Origin of the sequence: Neisseria sp. P0022.S009 (genome assembly GCF_051956675.1) — a bacterium.
Lineage (GTDB): Bacteria > Pseudomonadota > Gammaproteobacteria > Burkholderiales > Neisseriaceae > Neisseria.
Genome location: NZ_JBQCXE010000004.1, coordinates 122545 through 139356, shown reverse-complemented (window position 1 = coordinate 139356; position 16812 = coordinate 122545). Strand labels below are relative to the sequence as shown.

Here is a 16812-nt window from a genome sequence, read left to right as displayed (position 1 = left end):
TATGTCATACCCTAATTTGATTGACCCAGAAGTTTTCGCCGCCGAAGGGCAGAATCTGCAAGGCAGCTTCCTGCTCGAAGAATTGGATGAACGAGTCAGTTCGCACGATTATCCGGCCGACAAACAGACGCGCGTGTCGTTTACGCTGCAAGGCGGCCGCGACCGGCTACAACGTCTGTTTCTCGATTTAAACGTCAAAGCCGACATGCCCCTGATTTGCCAGCGTTGCATTACGCCCATGCCGTTTCTGCTCGATGAAACCAGCCGTATCGTCCTGTTTGCCGATGAAGAGAGTTTGGACGAAGCCATGCTTGCCGATGAAGAATTGGAAGGCATGCTGCTCGAAAAAGAGCTTGACGTGCGGACTCTGGTTGAAGACCAAATCCTGATGTCGCTCCCTTTCTCCCCTCGACACGAAGACTGCGGCAACAATGGAACACTGGAAGAAGTCAATCGGGACAAACCAAACCCCTTCGCTGTTTTAGCAGGTTTGAAAAGCAGTTAATTAGGACACAGTTTATTTATTTAGGAGCTTGAAATGGCCGTTCAACAAAACAAAAAATCCCCTTCTAAACGCGGTATGCACCGTTCACACGACGCTCTGACTGCGCCTTCTCTGTCTGTCGACAGCGCAACCGGCGAAGTGCATCGTCCACACCACATTTCTCCAAACGGTATGTACCGTGGCCGTAAAGTGGTAAAAGCTAAAGGCGAATAATCCGTTCGTCTGACTGAAAAAGCCAGAATATTGCCATGCAATGACTGGCTTTTTTGCATTGCACCCTGTATTTTCCTCTTCGGAAGCACACCATGAAACGTAAAATCTGGTACACCTACGACGACATCCACCGCGTAATCAAAGGATTGGCGGAAAAAATCCAAAACTCCGGCACCAAATACGATGCCATGATTGCCATTGGCGGCGGCGGTTTTATCCCTGCCCGCATGTTGCGCTGCTTCTTGGAAATCCCGATTTACGCCGTGACCACAGCCTACTACGACAACGATCACGAAGGTCAAGTGACCGAGGAAGTGAAAAAGGTCCAATGGCTCGATCCCGTTCCCGATGTACTGAAAGGCAAAAACGTACTGGTTGTTGACGAAGTGGACGACAGCCGCGTTACCATGGAATTCTGCCTGAACGAATTGTTGAAAGAAGATTTCGGCACCATCGGCGTGGCAGTATTGCATGAAAAAATCAAAGCCAAAGTCGGCAAGATTCCCGAAGGCATCCCTTATTTCAGCGGCATTACCGTGGAAGACTGGTGGATCAATTATCCTTGGGATGCACTGGACATCGACGAACACAATAAATTGGCCGCGCAAAACCGATAAATCCGGCATGACCCTCGCAACAAGCCTTCCCATCTGATTTTCAATCCATCTCCTGAAAATCAGATGAATGTGCTCGTCCGATGGTCCGAGGCCGTCTGAAACACACAAACCGGAGAACAACATGATTACACTGGCCGTAGATGCCATGGGCGGAGATGCAGGCCTTGCGATTACCGTCCCCGGTGCAGTGGATTTCCTCAAACAACAATCCGACGTACATCTGATTATGGTCGGCGATGAAGCAGCAGTCCGCCAAGCATTAAGCTCGGCAGGCGCGCCCATGGACCGCATTACCGTCTGCCATGCAGCACAAGTTGTTGAAATGGATGAAGCGCCGCAATCCGCGCTGAAAAACAAAAAAGAATCATCCATGCGCATCGCCATCAACCAAGTTAAAGAAGGCAACGCGCAAGCCGCCGTATCGGCAGGCAATACCGGCGCATTGATGGCGACCGCCCGATTCGTCCTCAAGACCATTCCCGGCATTGAGCGACCTGCCATCGCCAAATTCCTGCCTTCCGACAGCGAACACGTTACCTTAGCTTTGGATTTGGGTGCAAATGTCGATTGCACACCCGAGCAACTGGTTCAATTTGCCATCATCGGCAGCGAGCTGGTACACGCCCTGCACCCGGAAAAAGGCAGCCCGCGCGTCGCCCTCTTGAACGTCGGTACAGAAGACATCAAGGGCACGGATGCCGTCAAACAAACCTTTAAACTGTTGAGCAGCAGCAAACTCAACTTCATCGGCAATATCGAAAGCAACAGCGTTTTGTATGGCGAAGCCGATGTCGTTGTCGCGGATGGGTTTGTCGGCAACGTTATGCTCAAAACCATCGAAGGCGCGGTTAAATTCATGAGCGGCGCCATCCGCCGTGAATTCCAAAGCACCCTGTTCAACAAACTTGCCGCCATTGCCGCCCTGCCCGCACTCAAAGGCTTGAAAGGCAAACTCGATCCGCGCAAATTTAACGGCGCCATCCTGCTTGGTTTACGCGGTATCGTGATTAAGAGCCACGGCGGAACCGACGAAGTCGGCTTCCGTTATGCTTTGGAAGAAGCCTACCACGAAGCCAAATCCGCTGGCCTCGCCCAAATCGAACAAGGCGTAGCCACCCAGTTGGCCGCTTTAGAAGCCGCCAAAGCAGAAACAGAGCAGGAAGAAACCGCCTCTCCGGCCACGGAAGCTTAAGGCTGATATACACAGGCCGTCTGAAACTTCAAAATGTTCAGACGGCCTGTTTTTATCTTTGAAACACCAACTTCATGCTTCATATTGGGAATTTCCCCATTTTCGCTTACAATATCCGACTATCTGAATTAACTCTCTAAAAAGGCCGTTCTCATGCAATATGCCAAAATTTCCGGCACAGGTAGCTATCTTCCTGCCAACCGCGTCAGCAATGACGACCTTGCCAAAAAAGTGGATACTTCCGACGAATGGATTACCACGCGTACAGGCATCAAATTCCGCCATATTGCAGACGAGGGCGAAAAAACCAGCGACTTGGCCGCCGAATCAGCACGCCGCGCCTTGGCAGATGCCCATTTACAGGCTGACGACATCGACCTGATTATCGTCGCCACAGCCACTCCCGATATGCAGTTCCCCTCCACTGCGACCATCGTTCAGCAAAAATTAGGCATAACCAACGGCTGCCCCGCCTTTGACGTACAAGCCGTGTGCGCCGGTTTTATGTATGCCATGACCACTGCCAATGCCTACATCAAAAGCGGCATGGCGAAAAACGCTTTGGTTATCGGCGCGGAAACCTTCAGCCGCATCGTCGATTGGAACGACCGCACCACCTGCGTCCTCTTTGGCGACGGCGCAGGCTCGGTTGTCTTAAGCGCATCTGACGAACCGGGCATCATCCACAGCAAACTCAAAGCCGACGGCAACTACCTCAACCTTTTAAACGTCCCCGGACAAATCGCCAACGGCCAGGTTTGCGGGTCGCCCTACATCAGCATGGACGGTCCCGGCGTATTCAAATTTGCCGTCAAAATGCTGGCAAAAATTGCAGATGACGTTATCGAAGAAGCCGGATACACCGCCGATCAAATCGATTGGATTGTGCCGCACCAAGCCAACAAGCGCATTATCGACTCTACCGCCAAACACTTGGGCTTGAGCATGGACAAAGTGATCTTGACCGTCCAAGACCACGGCAACACTTCCGCAGCCTCCATTCCGTTGGCACTGGATGTCGGCATTAAAAACGGCCAAATCAAACGCGGACAAAACCTCTTGCTCGAAGGCATCGGCGGCGGTTTTGCTTGGGGTGCGGTTTTGGTGAAATACTAATGGTTGGGCCGTCTGAACACCTCTTTCAGACGGCATATTCTGCTCAAACCCATGAAATCCCTAACGTTTGCATTCTGCATCAGCGGCCTGTTTTTAAGCATAACGGCTGTAATATTGCCCAAACTGGCAATCGCCTATCTCGCACTGAGCGCATACGTTTTCCTGCTTTACTACCAAGACAAACAGCGCGCACGCAACCACGGCAGGCGCATACCCGAAGCAAAATTGCATCTGCTCAACCTGCTTGGCGGTTGGCCGGGCGGTTATTGCGGCAGCCTTGCATTCCGGCATAAAACCAGCAAATCCGGATTTATCCGCACCTTCCGACTGGGTGCCGCAACCAATACTGCCGCCACCCTCCTTCTGCTGGCAGACACCCTCAAACATTCAAACCAATAAGGAATTACCATGTCTTTCGCATTCTTCTTTCCCGGACAAGGCTCACAAAGCCTAGGCATGATGAACGGCTTTGCCGAGCAAGCCATCGTTAAAGCCACATTTGACGAAGTTTCCGCCGTATTGGGTCAAGACCTGTGGGCAATGATTAACGGCGAAGATGCCGAATTAATCGGACAAACCGTCAACACCCAGCCCATCATGCTGGCCGCCGGCATTGCCACCTACCGCGCCTACTTAGAAGCAGGCGGCAAAACCCCTTCCGTCGTTGCAGGCCACAGCCTCGGCGAATACACCGCCCTCGTCGCCGCCGGCGCATTGGATTTTGCAGACGCAGTCAAACTGGTCCGCCTGCGCGCCGAACTCATGCAATCTGCCGTACCGCAAGGCGTAGGTGCAATGGCCGCTATTTTGGGTTTGGAAGACGAACAAGTCAAAGCCATTTGTGCCGAAGCCGCACAAGGCGAAGTCGTTGAAGCCGTCAACTTCAACTCCCCGGGCCAAGTCGTGATCGCCGGCAACACCGCCGCAGTCGAACGCGCCATGGCCGCCGCCAAAGAAGCCGGGGCCAAACGCGCCCTGCCGCTGCCCGTTTCCGTTCCCTCACATTGCAGCCTCATGAAGCCCGCAGCGGAAAAACTTGCCGAAGCATTGAAAGACATCACCATCAAACAACCGCAAATCCGCGTCATTCATAACGCCGATGTTGCCTCTTATGATGATGCCGATAAAATCAAAGATGCCCTAGTACGCCAACTGTACAGCCCGGTGCGCTGGACAGAAACCGTCAACGCATTGGTTTCCGAAGGCATCACCGAATCCGCCGAGTGCGGCCCCGGCAAAGTCCTCGCAGGCCTCGCCAAACGCATTAACAAAGAAGCCGTATGCAGCGCATTGACCAATGCCGATCAAGTGGCCGCATTTATTGAAGCCCACTAAAACGTTTTCAGACGGCCTTATCCTGTCAGGCAAGGCCGTCTGAAAAATCAGCTCCACTCCAATCCGAATACATTATGAAAAAAACCATTATTCTTGCCGTTCCCTACATGTACGGACTGGATCAATGTATCGAAAAAAATCTGCGTTTTCTTGGTTTTGAGGTCATCAACCTGTGCTATGACGACCGGGATTCCTATTACCCGAACTTGGGCAGCAGACTCAAAAACCTCTATCACAAACACATCACCAAAGACGGCAACTATAAAAAATACCTCAAATACAGCCGCCACCTCGACGACATTCAGCAAAAATTGGCCTTGCTAAACGGTAAAAAAGCCGATTATGCGCTCTGTATCCGCGCCAATATTTACCCCAAAGAAATCATCGCCACCATCCGAGAACACAGCAATGTTTGCGTGAATTATCAATGGGATGGCGTAGGTCGTTTTCCAGATATTATTGAATATTTGGATTATTTTGACCAATGTTGGATTTTCGATCCCGACGATATTCAAAAATATCCACAATGCCGTTTCAAAGCCACCACTAATTTTTACTTTGACTTTCCCGTGGCGGAATATGCACCCACCAACAAACTCTACTTTTTAGGCGGCTACGAACTTAGACGCGAAGAGCAAACCAAACGCTTTATCCAAGAAACTGAACGCCTCAATTTACCCTTGGATTTCCATATCTACTGCAAAGATGACAGGGCCGAAAAAGCCTTCGGACACAACGGCATCCGCTATCTCGACCGCAGCAGCATCCTCAGCTTTGAAGAAAACCTCAGCCAAGTACAAAGTTGCGGTGCGGTCGTCGATTTTGCACAATTCGAACATTACGGCTTATCATTCCGTATCTTTGATGCGTTGCGTTTCGATAAAAAACTGATTACCACCAATAAACATATTTTAGAGACCGACCTATACCACCCAGACCGTGTGTTCGTATGGGACGGCGGTAATTTAGACGCATTGCCTAAATTTTTGGCGCGCCCGTATCAGCAACCCGCCCCTGAAATCAAAGCCTATTATTCGTTTACACAATGGCTAAACCGCCTGCTCGGCATTGATTAACCTTATTGTCTACGGCAGATAACCCTGCCTGACAAAATATTATATTGAATACATTATGAGTAAGAAAAAAGTCATTCTCGCCATGCCGGAACTCTTCAAAATCCACGAACTCATTATTGAGAACTTGGAGAAATGCGGATTTGAAGTACTGTCCCTGACCTATGAAGAAAAAGAGTTCAAATACAAAAATGTATTTCAACGGCTGAAAAAAATCTGGTATCGAAATATTCTTGGACAAAAAGACTTCAAAAAACGGACCATGTTCCGCGCCGTAGAAGAACGCCTCAATACCCTGTTAAGCGAACATCCCGAACAAGCGGATTATTGCTTCATGATTTGGCTGGGCGCCTATCCGAAAGACTTTATCGCCAAGCTCAGAGCGCATTCCAAACTAATGGTGTACTACAACTGGGAAGCCCTGACCTTCTTAAAAGAAGACTTCGACAACATCGAATTTTTCGACAAATTTTACTTTTTCGATCCGTTTGACCAAGGCAAACACCCCGAATACGCCGAAAAACTCTTTCCAACCACCAGCTTCTACTTTGACAGCTTCAGGCCGTCTGAAAACCCGCAAAACAAAATCTTGTTTATCGGCTCGTACGCCGCCGACCGCAACAACGACATCCGCGCATTTTGCGAAGCTGCACGTTCAATCGGTTTAGAAATAGATTTCCGCTTGGCCAGCAAGAAAATCGAAGAAGAAAAAGCGGCTTTGGGCATTCCAGAAGTCGAGTTTTTCTCCTTTGAAAACGCCCTCTCCTATCGTCAAAACTTAGAAGAAGCGGCCAAATCCTCCGTATTGGTGGATTTCCTCAACCGCAAGCACTACGGTCTCTCTTTGCGGATTTTCGAAGCGATTGGTTTGGACAAAAAACTGATTACGACCAATCCGACCATCGTACATTACGATTTTTATCACCCGAACAATATGTTCTACTGGGACGGAAGCAACCTTGAAGAACTCAAAGCCTTCCTGACCTTGCCGTATGTACCGCTTGCCCCAGGCTTGAAGCACAAATACAGCTTCAGCAACTGGATCAGCTGCGCATTTGATATTGAACCGAATATCCCTATCGGATTACCTGAAATCGATAGAGAAGTTGTGGAGAATTTAAATGTTTGACAAGGAAAAGCTGCTGACTTCTGTAATTCCTATCAGGACACACCAGCCAGCAGCAACCGTGCAACATATTGTCTATGCGGCCGATCAAAACTACATCCGCCATATCGGCACATCCATGCTCTCTGTTTTGGCAAACAACCGCTTTCCTATTCATTTTCATCTCTTGGTCAGCGGTTCGGAAAATTATGACTTCGATATTTTCAACCAACTAGAAAATATCAATCCAAATTACGCCGTAACGGTTTATCACCTGAATACAGATTATTTTTCTACCCTGCAGACAACCAGCTATTTCACCATCGCCATGTACTACCGGATGTGCATACCCGCCATACTTGGCGATATAAGCGATACTGCACTCTACTTGGACACAGACGTTCTCTGCTTAGGCGATATATCAGAACTGTTTACCGTCAACCTTGACCGCAAACTTCTCGCAGCCGTTCCAGAAACAACACTTTACCGTGCCTACATCAACAAATTGAATGTATTCGGTTTTAGAAGTACAGACCCCTACTTCAATTCAGGCGTACTGCTGTTTAACAACAAATTTTGGAACGAATCATCCGCTTACACTATCCTAAGCGAGAAAATACGGCAAGTCGAACTCAGCAAATTTATCTTGGCATGTCCGGATCAAGATCTGCTCAATCTAAGCTGCAAAGGTAAAGTAGGGTGCCTACAATTGGATACATTGGCACCACCGGGCGGAAGAACTAAACGATAACCCTAACAATATCCGGCTTGTTCATTTTATCGGCGGAACCAAGCCTTGGCATCATCTTGGTTTCCATCCTGTTTATGATTCTTTTTATAGAAAGTCTCCTTGGTATGATGGTTATTTCCATCAAAATCTAAAAACTACATTACACTTCTCTAATTCCTACCAAAAATACAAACAAGCTGCCAATCGCTTATGGCAGCAAGGAAACAAAAAACAGGCATTGGCGTACTACAAAGAATACTTACTACGGAAATTTAATCTTATGAAACAAAAATCATCCCTTGGAGTAACTTATTTATGAGTAAGAAACCCATTATCCTACTCGGCATGCTTCGCGTTAATAAAATGGAAAGTTTGGTAATTGACCATCTTAAGAAATACGGTTTTGAGGTCGTAGATATAAGCTACGACCACATTGCCCCTCCGTTCAAATATAAATCTCTCCGCATGAGGCTGGATACATTTGTCCGAAAAAATATCTTCCGTAAAAAGGATGCTAAAAAGAAATTAATTGAAGAAACGGCTAGGTTGCACTTTGAAGCAATCCATAAGAAAACATCCGAACTCATAGACAATTACGAATCTTTTGACTATGCCCTCATTCTGGGTGGTCAGGTGTACCCAAAAGATCTGCTGCTCAAAATCAAACAAAAAACCCAAAAATCCATAGTTGCCTACCAACCTGACGGCATAGACAGATTTCCCCAAGCTAAAGAAAACATAGAATTATTTGACCGCTTTTATGTCTTTGACCCCAAAGATATTAAGAAATATATGGGTCACCTCCACCCTGCAAGCAATTTTTATTTTGAAAACTTAGCAGAAAGCTCAGAAATTTCATCTGACTTCTACTTTATCGGTGCACATCTACCCGTTCTAAAAAGAGATCAGGCAATTGCCACTTTTGCACGCTATGCATCAGAGAAAAACTGGAATTTGGACTTTACCATCTACCATATTGACCAAGGAAGCCTGGCACTACATCACGAGACCTATCCCGAAAACATCAAAGCCACCCTGCAACCTATCAGCTTTGCCGAAAACATACACCGAGAGCAACAAAGCAAGGTATTGCTAGATTTCAAAACCCCTATACACACAGGATTATCCTTCCGCACTATCGAAGCAGTTGGTTACCGTAAAAAACTGATTACTACCAACATCCATGTTGCTGAATATGATTTTTACCATCCTGACAATATCTATATTTGGGATGAAAAAACCTTTGACGGACTGGACGAGTTTTTGGAAAGACCTTATCACGAGCTTCCGGCCAAAATTTATCAAAAATACAGTTTCAGAAACTGGGTCAACTATGTTCTAGATATTCCGCCATACATAGTAATCGGCTTACCCGAAGCAGATTCATAGCATACACAACCCTTTCAAACGACCTACCGACAAAAATTAGATTAAAAAACCTATTCGTGGTATAAGGCCGTCTGAAACCATTTTTCCAATCGCAATTAAGGAATAAAACATGAGTACACAAGATTTAAGCGGTAAAATCGCTTTGGTAACCGGCGCATCGCGCGGTATTGGTGCGGCGATTGCCGATACTTTGGCTGCGGCCGGTGCAAAAGTTATCGGCACGGCCACCAGCGAAAGCGGTGCGGTTGCAATTAGCAAGCGCTTGGCGCAATGGGGCGGCGAAGGCCGTGCATTGAATTCTGCCGAACCTGAAACCATCGAAAACCTGATTGCCGACATCGAGAAAGAATTCGGCAAACTGGATATTTTGGTCAACAACGCCGGCATTACCCGCGACAACCTCCTGATGCGCATGAAAGAGGAAGAATGGGACGACATCATGCAGGTCAACCTCAAATCCGTCTTCCGCGCCTCTAAAGCCGTATTGCGCGGCATGATGAAACAGCGTACCGGCCGCATCATCAACATTACATCCGTTGTCGGCGTGATGGGTAATGCCGGTCAGACCAACTATGCCGCGGCAAAAGCGGGCTTGATCGGTTTCTCCAAATCTATGGCTCGCGAAGTCGGCAGCCGCGGCATTACCGTCAACTGCGTCGCCCCGGGCTTTATCGACACCGATATGACCCGCGCCCTGCCGGAAGAAACCCGCAAAACCTTTGAAGCGCAAACTTCTTTGGGCAAATTCGGTGAAGCGCAAGATATTGCCGATGCAGTCTTGTTCTTGGCTTCTGATCAGGCAAAATACATTACCGGTCAGACACTTCATGTCAACGGCGGCATGTTGATGCCTTAAACCGTTTGTTTATTTAAAGGCCGTCTGAATATTTCAGACGGCCCTTTTTGTCAATCAAAACACTATTTTACATTCTATCTTGATATAATCTTAATAATCCGTTAGATAACGCTCGAAACAGTAAATCCAAATAAGCATGATACGGGAAATCAAATCGCAGAAATGAAGTTCATTCTGTGCGTTTTTATTTGGGTTTACTGTCAGTTTTCGACGTGTTTCAGACGGCCTCTATATAACAATATTTACTTTTAATGAAAGGCCGCCCACTCTATGCACGAATTTTCCCTTGCTCCCATTGTCATTGTTCTGTTGGTTGCCGTTATTACGGTTATCTGCTGCCGCAAATTCAACATTCCTTCCATGCTCGGTTATCTTTTGGTCGGTTTTATTGCCGGTCCGGGTATGTTCAGATTGATTCCGCAAAGCCACGCTACCGACTATTTGGGCGAAATCGGCATTGTGTTCTTGATGTTCAGCATCGGCCTCGAATTCTCCCTGCCTAAGCTCAAGGCCATGCGCCGCCTCGTATTCGGTTTGGGCGGTTTGCAAGTCATCGTTACCATGCTCTCGATTATGGGCATTTTGATGGCGATGGGCACGCCGTTTAACTGGGCGTTTGCCACCGCCGGCGCACTGACCATGTCGTCCACCGCCATCGTCAGCCGCATTTTGTCGGAGAAAACCGAGCTTGGTCAGCCGCATGGTCAAATGGCCATGGGCGTTTTGCTGATGCAGGATATTGCCGTTGTACCGCTGATGATTCTGATTCCGGCGCTTGCAGGCGGCAGCGAAGGCAACTTGTGGGTAGAACTGGGCTTGGCCGGTTTGAAAATGTTGCTGACCTTGGGTATTTTGTTCGTTATCGGCAGCCGTGTGATGTCGCGCTGGTTCAGACTGGTTGCCAAACGCAAATCGTCCGAACTCTTCATGATCAACGTTTTGCTGGTTACTTTGGGCGTAGCCTATCTGACAGAGCTTGAAGGCCTGTCTATGGCATTGGGCGCATTCGTCGCCGGTATGCTGCTTTCCGAAACCGAATACCGTATTCAGGTGGAAGACGACATCCGCCCATTCCGCGACATCCTGCTCGGCTTCTTCTTCATCACTGTCGGCATGAAGCTGGATATTCAGGCGCTGATCGGCAATTGGCAGCAAATCCTGATTTTGTTGGTCATCCTGTTAGTCTTGAAAGCACTGGTCGTCTTCATCATCGCTTTGCGCATGAAAAACCCTGTGGGCGACAGCCTCAAGAGTGCGCTTTATTTGGCGCAAGGCGGTGAGTTCGGTTTCGTGATGCTGGCCATTTCCAGCAAAATCAATATGGTTTCGCCCGAATTGGAACAAGCGGCCACCGCAGCCGTCTTGCTCTCCATGATTGCCGCACCATTTATCTTGGGCAGCAGCGATGCCATCGTCAGCCGCTTCGTCAAATCCGACTGGGACATGAAAGCCTTGGACTTGCACTCCATGCTGGTGGAAACCATGAGCAAATCCGAACACGTCCTGATTATCGGTTTCGGACGCGGCGGCCAATCGGTTGCCCGCGTATTGGCTCAAGAAGGCATTCCCTACTTCGCCCTCGACTTGGACATCGCACGCGTACAAGTGGCACGCAACGCAGGCGAACCGGTTTCCTTTGGCGATGCCAAACGCCGTGAAGTCTTGGAAGCCGCCGGCTTGGGACGCGCTAAAATGGTGGTTATTACGCTGAACAATATGCACGAGACCCAACATGTTCTCGGCAACATCATGTCCATGCATCCGAGCATGCCGGTTTATGTTCGCGCCACCAATGACGATTACGTCAAAACCTTCACCGAAATGGGCGCGGAAGAAACCGTTTCCGACACCAAAGAAACCAGCCTGGTACTGGCAAGCTATGCCATGTTGGGCCACGGCCTCTCCTACAACCATGTTTATCAAACCATAACCCATATCCGTCACAGCCGCTATGCATCGTTGCAAGACTTGTTTATCGGCAGCGATGATGACAGCTTCTCAGACGAAGACAGCAAAGCCATCTCCCGTCACGCCTTCCCGTTGCACGGCGAGGCACACGCCATCGGCAAAACCATCCGCGAACTGCCCTTGTCCGCCCATCATCTGAAGCTATTGTTTATCCGCCGCAAGACCGGAAAAATCCAAGACCTTGATCCTGATTTTGTTTTGGAAAACGGCGATATTTTGGTTGTCGCAGGCAAGCAGGAAGAAATTATTTCCTTTGAAAACTGGTGCTTGCAGGGAGACATCTAATAATCGGCAAATAAATCTTGCGCGCATCAGGATTTTTTGGTTTAATAGCGTCTTCGCAATTTTGCGCACGGGTGATTAGCTCAGTTGGTAGAGCGTCTGCCTTACAAGCAGAATGTCGGCGGTTCGACTCCGTCATCACCCACCAAGTTTCCTTTTCATTGTCTTTGACAGTGGATGCGCGGTGGTAGCTCAGTTGGTTAGAGTACCGGCCTGTCACGCCGGGGGTCGCGGGTTCGAGCCCCGTCCGCCGCGCCATTATTTCAAAATACTGATTTTTCAGTATCTCCCTTTTTCGGGTGATTAGCTCAGTTGGTAGAGCGTCTGCCTTACAAGCAGAATGTCGGCGGTTCGACTCCGTCATCACCCACCACTTTCCTTTTCATTGTCTTTGACAGTGGATGCGCGGTGGTAGCTCAGTTGGTTAGAGTACCGGCCTGTCACGCCGGGGGTCGCGGGTTCGAGCCCCGTCCGCCGCGCCATCAAGTTAAAAATAAAAAATACCGGTTTTTACCGGTATTTTTTTCGTCTGTACCTTATGCTTTTTCGTAAAAAGTCCGATTACTTAAACAAGAGAAGCCGGAAATAAAACTTAAAACATACGTCTTCAATACCAAAGATAAAACCATCCATCTCAAGCTGATTCACACCAAACGCTTATTCATCCAATCCCTGAATCATCCTTCAAAATAGACATAAATACCTACCCCTTCTTACACAAAGGCCGTCTGAAAACGTCAATACATTTTCAGACGGCCTTTTTTAGCTTATCAAACCTGATACCTAATCATGCAGGAAGCTTTAGCATCAATCCAATGATCTCCGCCCGGCTGAACGATTTTAGACACCAGCTTATCCAAGTCGCGTAGATAATCGGTTGACTTCGGGCTGTTGATAATGACGACAACCACTAACGGCTTTTCGCCCAACCAATATCCAGCCAGTGCGCGGACATCTTTGAGCGTACCGGTTTTGAGGCGCAGGTTTTCACCGGGCTGTTTCAAGCGTGTTTTAAGCGTACCGTCTTTACCGGCAATCGGCAGCGTACTGATAAACTCGTTTTTAAACGGGCTAAAGTAGGCTTTTTCCAACATTTGCGCCATCATTCGCGCATTGAGCCTTTCTACGCGGGACAGGCCTGAGCCGTTTTCCAACACCAGCCCTTCCGTATTGATACCGGCAACCGCCAGCTCGCTTTTTACGATAGAAGCGGCCTTAGTCTGCGCCAGCTTGTAATCAGACATATTTCCGGCAAATTTAAGGAAAACTGAACGGGCAATCAGATTATTGGAATGCTTGTTCATATCGGTGAGGATATCGGTAAGCGGTTTGGAGAGATGACTTGCCAAAACATGCGCATCATGAGGCGCGATACCTGTCGTCAGGCCGTCTGAAACCGTACCGCCTTGTTGACGCCATTGGTTGACAAAACTTTTGCCGACAAATTCTTTCATGCTGTACATATTCAGATACAGCTCTTTGCCCAAGCAGCTTTCCGGCAGCTTGCCCGATACGGTCAGCGTATTGTTTTTATAGGAAGTCTTCATGTGGTTTTTTAAAACACTGCACTTCCCTTCCTTATCTTCAAGCGTCAATTTGTTTTGAATATTCAGATTCGGCAGCGGCGGATTGGTACGGATGACCAAGCGTCCGTCTTCTTCTTTTTCAGCACTAAGTTCAACGGTTTTATACGCCAACATATTGGGATCGGGCGGCGTCATAAAGCTTTCGGCAGAATCGGAAGCAAAATCATCCGGATTCTTCACATCGCCCCAGAGGCTGCGGTCGAGTATCAGATGTCCGTCAATATGGCGTATGCCCTTATCGCGCATCTGTTGCTGCATCTGCACCAGAGCATGCTGGTCAAACACAGGATCGCCGCTCCCCACCCAATACACATTGCCTTTCAGCGTATCGCCTTTGATTGTGCCGTTGGTTTTAAACTCGGTTTTCCAACGATAATCGCCGCCCAACATACGAAACGCGGTAAACGCCGTTACCAGCTTCATGGTTGAAGCAGGATTGCGCAACTCATCGGCACGGTGTTCCACAATCACTTTGCCGCTGTCCAGTTCCTGCACATAAACGGAAATCTCATTTTCAGGAATACGGCCGAAATCCAAAGCCCATGACGGACACGCCGCCACCATCAGGCCGATTGATAAAATATTTTTTAACTTCATTGTGTTACAAAAAATTGATACATTTGTACGAGGTACTGAGGCCGTCTGAACGTTTCAGACGGCCTGTTATTTATTTCTGATGCGCTTTCAAACGCAAAGCGAACATGACGACAACAACACCGACAACCAAGGCGCAACCCATCGCCAAATGGATACCGTCCAGCATTGCCTGTTGCGGCATATCTGCACTGGAAAGTTTCTCGCCGATATTGGTTGCACCGACGAAAAACGCCGCGCCGATGGCACCGGCAATCGGATTGATGGTGGTCAGAATCGCCGCACCGTGCGGATTCAGCGTTTTCGGCAATGAATTCAGACCATGGGTTTCACCGGTTACGCAGGCAGACACGGACACCGCCAACAGCGTAAACATCGCCGTCAGCATCATCACTTGCGTGTCAATCCGTAAAAACAGCCACAATACCGCCAACGACACCACCAGCATCACCGTGGCCGGCAAGACGACAAAGCGTCCGCCCTTTTTGTCCAGCAGTTTGCCGAACAAAGGTGCGGCAACTGCTTGGGCAATGCTGGCGGGCATCAGGATCAGGCCGGTTGCCGTACCGGTCAGCATCAGCACCTGCTGAGTGTACATCGGCACCATCAGTTCCAATCCCAAAAACAGGAATACCGCGCCGGCCAAAATCACAACGCAATATCTGAACTGCTTGTATTCAAACGCACGAAGGTTCAACAAAGGCGTCGCCAAACGGAACTGACGGTGTGCAAACCACCCCACCAGCGCAACGGAGGCGGCAAAGAGCAGGATGAATTCCACCAGCGGCAAATGGGCGAAATTACTGCTCGCATACACCAGCCCGCCGAAACCCACGACCGACAAAACGGCCGACAACACATCAATCTTCGGACGGCTGATGTTGCTCAAATTAACCGTCAAATATTTGCCCACCAATACCATCGCCACCAGCATAAACGGCGCGGTAAAACCAAACAGCACGCGCCAATGCGTATGGTCGATGATGATGCCCGACAGAGTCGGCCCCATTGCAGGCGCGGCGGTAAACATCATGGTAATGACACCCATCGCCGTTCCGCGCTTGTTGGGCGGGAAAATCGACAACACGCCGTTAAACAGGAGCGGGACGAAAAACGCGGCAGACACTGCCTGCACCATCCGCCCCACAACCAGAATTCCGAAAGTCGGCGCAAACGCGCAAATCAGCGACCCTGCCAAAAACGTTGCCTGCGTAAACAGCACCATTTTGCGCGTTTCAAACCATTGAATCACGCCCGCCGTAATCGGCGTAAACGCGCCCATGACCAGCAAAAAGCCCGTCGTCAGCCATTGAACCGTGGTCTTATCGACACCGAAATCTTTCATAATCGGCGTAAGCGCGACATTCAGCAACGTATCGTTGAGATAGCCGAAAAATGCGCCGATAAACAGCGTCGTCACAATGGTTTTAGCAGGAAAATCAGGATTGTCGGCGTGGTATTCGTGCGCCGTATCATTTTCTTGAAAATCAGAAGCGTGCATAATAATTTGAAATATCGGAAAAATTGTTATTTTAGCATAAACCGGCTGACAGGCCGTCTGAAACCTTGACCGCTTCCCTAGACAACACTAAAATCCAGAATAGTTTTCATTTCCATTATCAAACAGGAGAAAAACATGTCAAAAAAAGTCAGCATCTTGGTCGGCAGCCTGCGTAAAGGTTCGTTCGCACGAAAAATCGCACAAAACGTCATTTCCATGTTCCCCGAAGGCTACGAAGCACAAATCGTCGAAATCGGCCATTTGCCTTTGTATAACTTCGACTACGACGATCCTGCCGTTACCGACTTCCCCACTCCGTCCAGCTATACCGAGTTCCGCGAAACCATCAAAGCTTCAGCCGGCGTATTGTTCGTGACTTCCGAAAACAACCGCACCGTCCCGGCCTGCCTGAAAAACACCATCGACATCGGCTCCAAACCCAATGCCGATGTTGCCTGGAAAAAAACACCGGCCGGCATCATCAGCCATTCCGTCGGCAAAATGGGCGGTTATAGCGCGCAAAAAAATCTGCGCCTTGCTCTCTCATATTTCGATATGCCGCTGACCGGCCAGCCGGAAGTGTTCCTCGGCAACTCGCCCACCCTGTTTGACGACAACGGCCGACTCATCGAATCCGCGCGTGAATTTGTCCAAGGCTATATCGACCAACTGGTTGCCTTGATTGAGAAAAACCCTAAATAATCGGGATTGAAGCATACAGGCCGTCTGAAAACCGAATTTCAGACGGCC

General features: G+C 48.9%; 16 protein-coding genes and 4 tRNA genes. 18 read left to right on the top strand and 2 right to left on the bottom strand.

From position 1 onward, the window contains the following. Nucleotide 1 precedes the first annotated feature (1 nt). The 17 genes from ACTHUG_RS07345 (at nucleotide 2) to ACTHUG_RS07265 (ending at nucleotide 12863) form a co-directional block, all read left to right on the top strand. Nucleotides 2-505, top strand: coding sequence for a YceD family protein (locus tag ACTHUG_RS07345; RefSeq protein WP_070836800.1), 504 nt, complete (start codon nucleotides 2-4; stop codon nucleotides 503-505). 33 nt (nucleotides 506-538) lie between these two features. Then, nucleotides 539-718: a 50S ribosomal protein L32 gene (gene rpmF, locus ACTHUG_RS07340; protein ID WP_002240035.1), complete on the top strand. Its 180-nt coding sequence runs from the start codon at nucleotides 539-541 to the stop codon at nucleotides 716-718. A 92-nt stretch (nucleotides 719-810) separates the two neighbouring features. Further along, nucleotides 811-1335: a phosphoribosyltransferase gene (locus ACTHUG_RS07335; protein WP_003748924.1), complete on the top strand. Its 525-nt coding sequence runs from the start codon at nucleotides 811-813 to the stop codon at nucleotides 1333-1335. 121 nt (nucleotides 1336-1456) lie between these two features. Then, nucleotides 1457-2527 carry a phosphate acyltransferase PlsX gene (gene plsX, locus ACTHUG_RS07330; protein WP_440386506.1) on the top strand — a complete coding sequence of 357 codons (1071 nt, stop codon included), beginning with the start codon at nucleotides 1457-1459 and terminating at the stop codon, nucleotides 2525-2527. Nucleotides 2528-2680: 153 nt separating this feature from the next. Continuing rightward, complete coding sequence (locus ACTHUG_RS07325; protein ID WP_440386504.1) at nucleotides 2681-3643, top strand: beta-ketoacyl-ACP synthase III; 963 nt, start codon at nucleotides 2681-2683, stop codon at nucleotides 3641-3643. Nucleotides 3644-3694: 51 nt separating this feature from the next. Further along, nucleotides 3695-4042: a DUF1294 domain-containing protein gene (locus ACTHUG_RS07320; RefSeq protein ID WP_440386503.1), complete on the top strand. Its 348-nt coding sequence runs from the start codon at nucleotides 3695-3697 to the stop codon at nucleotides 4040-4042. Nucleotides 4043-4051: 9 nt separating this feature from the next. Further along, complete coding sequence (fabD, locus tag ACTHUG_RS07315) at nucleotides 4052-4978, top strand: ACP S-malonyltransferase (RefSeq protein ID WP_440386502.1); 927 nt, start codon at nucleotides 4052-4054, stop codon at nucleotides 4976-4978. A 74-nt stretch (nucleotides 4979-5052) separates the two neighbouring features. Continuing rightward, nucleotides 5053-6054 carry a hypothetical protein gene (locus tag ACTHUG_RS07310; protein WP_440386501.1) on the top strand — a complete coding sequence of 334 codons (1002 nt, stop codon included), beginning with the start codon at nucleotides 5053-5055 and terminating at the stop codon, nucleotides 6052-6054. A gap of 55 nt (nucleotides 6055-6109) precedes the next feature. Further along, a complete protein-coding gene (locus ACTHUG_RS07305) occupies nucleotides 6110-7180 on the top strand; it encodes a hypothetical protein (RefSeq protein ID WP_440386500.1) in 1071 nt (356 codons plus the stop codon). Beyond that, complete coding sequence (locus tag ACTHUG_RS07300; protein WP_440386499.1) at nucleotides 7173-7907, top strand: glycosyltransferase family 8 protein; 735 nt, start codon at nucleotides 7173-7175, stop codon at nucleotides 7905-7907. Before ACTHUG_RS07305 ends, ACTHUG_RS07300 begins: the two co-directional genes overlap by 8 nt. A 294-nt stretch (nucleotides 7908-8201) precedes the next feature. Further along, a complete protein-coding gene (locus ACTHUG_RS07295; RefSeq protein ID WP_440386498.1) occupies nucleotides 8202-9275 on the top strand; it encodes a hypothetical protein in 1074 nt (357 codons plus the stop codon). 109 nt (nucleotides 9276-9384) lie between these two features. Next, the gene (fabG, locus tag ACTHUG_RS07290) at nucleotides 9385-10131 is read left to right on the top strand and encodes a 3-oxoacyl-ACP reductase FabG (protein WP_440386497.1); all 747 of its coding nucleotides are present in this window, start codon (nucleotides 9385-9387) and stop codon (nucleotides 10129-10131) included. A 270-nt stretch (nucleotides 10132-10401) separates the two neighbouring features. Beyond that, nucleotides 10402-12384: a monovalent cation:proton antiporter-2 (CPA2) family protein gene (locus ACTHUG_RS07285; RefSeq protein ID WP_440386496.1), complete on the top strand. Its 1983-nt coding sequence runs from the start codon at nucleotides 10402-10404 to the stop codon at nucleotides 12382-12384. Nucleotides 12385-12453: 69 nt separating this feature from the next. Further along, nucleotides 12454-12529: transfer RNA gene (locus ACTHUG_RS07280), tRNA-Val, on the top strand. 33 nt (nucleotides 12530-12562) lie between these two features. Further along, nucleotides 12563-12639: transfer RNA gene (locus tag ACTHUG_RS07275), tRNA-Asp, on the top strand. Nucleotides 12640-12678: 39 nt separating this feature from the next. Beyond that, a tRNA-Val gene (locus ACTHUG_RS07270) sits at nucleotides 12679-12754 on the top strand. 32 nt (nucleotides 12755-12786) lie between these two features. Beyond that, nucleotides 12787-12863: transfer RNA gene (locus ACTHUG_RS07265), tRNA-Asp, on the top strand. A 288-nt stretch (nucleotides 12864-13151) separates the two neighbouring features. Here ACTHUG_RS07265 and dacB read toward each other — a convergent pair. After that, on the bottom strand, nucleotides 13152-14564 hold the full coding sequence (gene dacB / locus ACTHUG_RS07260) for a D-alanyl-D-alanine carboxypeptidase/D-alanyl-D-alanine endopeptidase (protein WP_440386495.1): 1413 nt from the start codon (nucleotides 14562-14564) through the stop codon (nucleotides 13152-13154). Between the two features lie 70 nt (nucleotides 14565-14634). Then, nucleotides 14635-16062, bottom strand: coding sequence for an MFS transporter (locus ACTHUG_RS07255; RefSeq protein WP_440386494.1), 1428 nt, complete (start codon nucleotides 16060-16062; stop codon nucleotides 14635-14637). A gap of 135 nt (nucleotides 16063-16197) precedes the next feature. On the opposite strand from ACTHUG_RS07255, the gene ACTHUG_RS07250 reads away from it, so the two are divergent. After that, the gene (locus tag ACTHUG_RS07250) at nucleotides 16198-16764 is read left to right on the top strand and encodes an NADPH-dependent FMN reductase (protein WP_440386493.1); all 567 of its coding nucleotides are present in this window, start codon (nucleotides 16198-16200) and stop codon (nucleotides 16762-16764) included. Nucleotides 16765-16812: the final 48 nt, after the last annotated feature.

What these genes read in the sequence shown, in the direction of transcription:
- ACTHUG_RS07345 (WP_070836800.1), top strand. Translation starts at nt 2, where the DNA reads ATGTCATACCCTAATTTGATTGACCCAGAAGTTTTCGCCGCCGAAGGG.
- rpmF (WP_002240035.1), top strand. Translation starts at nt 539, where the DNA reads ATGGCCGTTCAACAAAACAAAAAATCCCCTTCTAAACGCGGTATGCAC.
- ACTHUG_RS07335 (WP_003748924.1), top strand. Translation starts at nt 811, where the DNA reads ATGAAACGTAAAATCTGGTACACCTACGACGACATCCACCGCGTAATC.
- plsX (WP_440386506.1), top strand. Translation starts at nt 1,457, where the DNA reads ATGATTACACTGGCCGTAGATGCCATGGGCGGAGATGCAGGCCTTGCG.
- ACTHUG_RS07325 (WP_440386504.1), top strand. Translation starts at nt 2,681, where the DNA reads ATGCAATATGCCAAAATTTCCGGCACAGGTAGCTATCTTCCTGCCAAC.
- ACTHUG_RS07320 (WP_440386503.1), top strand. Translation starts at nt 3,695, where the DNA reads ATGAAATCCCTAACGTTTGCATTCTGCATCAGCGGCCTGTTTTTAAGC.
- fabD (WP_440386502.1), top strand. Translation starts at nt 4,052, where the DNA reads ATGTCTTTCGCATTCTTCTTTCCCGGACAAGGCTCACAAAGCCTAGGC.
- ACTHUG_RS07310 (WP_440386501.1), top strand. Translation starts at nt 5,053, where the DNA reads ATGAAAAAAACCATTATTCTTGCCGTTCCCTACATGTACGGACTGGAT.
- ACTHUG_RS07305 (WP_440386500.1), top strand. Translation starts at nt 6,110, where the DNA reads ATGAGTAAGAAAAAAGTCATTCTCGCCATGCCGGAACTCTTCAAAATC.
- ACTHUG_RS07300 (WP_440386499.1), top strand. Translation starts at nt 7,173, where the DNA reads ATGTTTGACAAGGAAAAGCTGCTGACTTCTGTAATTCCTATCAGGACA.
- ACTHUG_RS07295 (WP_440386498.1), top strand. Translation starts at nt 8,202, where the DNA reads ATGAGTAAGAAACCCATTATCCTACTCGGCATGCTTCGCGTTAATAAA.
- fabG (WP_440386497.1), top strand. Translation starts at nt 9,385, where the DNA reads ATGAGTACACAAGATTTAAGCGGTAAAATCGCTTTGGTAACCGGCGCA.
- ACTHUG_RS07285 (WP_440386496.1), top strand. Translation starts at nt 10,402, where the DNA reads ATGCACGAATTTTCCCTTGCTCCCATTGTCATTGTTCTGTTGGTTGCC.
- dacB (WP_440386495.1), bottom strand. Translation starts at nt 14,564, where the DNA reads ATGAAGTTAAAAAATATTTTATCAATCGGCCTGATGGTGGCGGCGTGT.
- ACTHUG_RS07255 (WP_440386494.1), bottom strand. Translation starts at nt 16,062, where the DNA reads ATGCACGCTTCTGATTTTCAAGAAAATGATACGGCGCACGAATACCAC.
- ACTHUG_RS07250 (WP_440386493.1), top strand. Translation starts at nt 16,198, where the DNA reads ATGTCAAAAAAAGTCAGCATCTTGGTCGGCAGCCTGCGTAAAGGTTCG.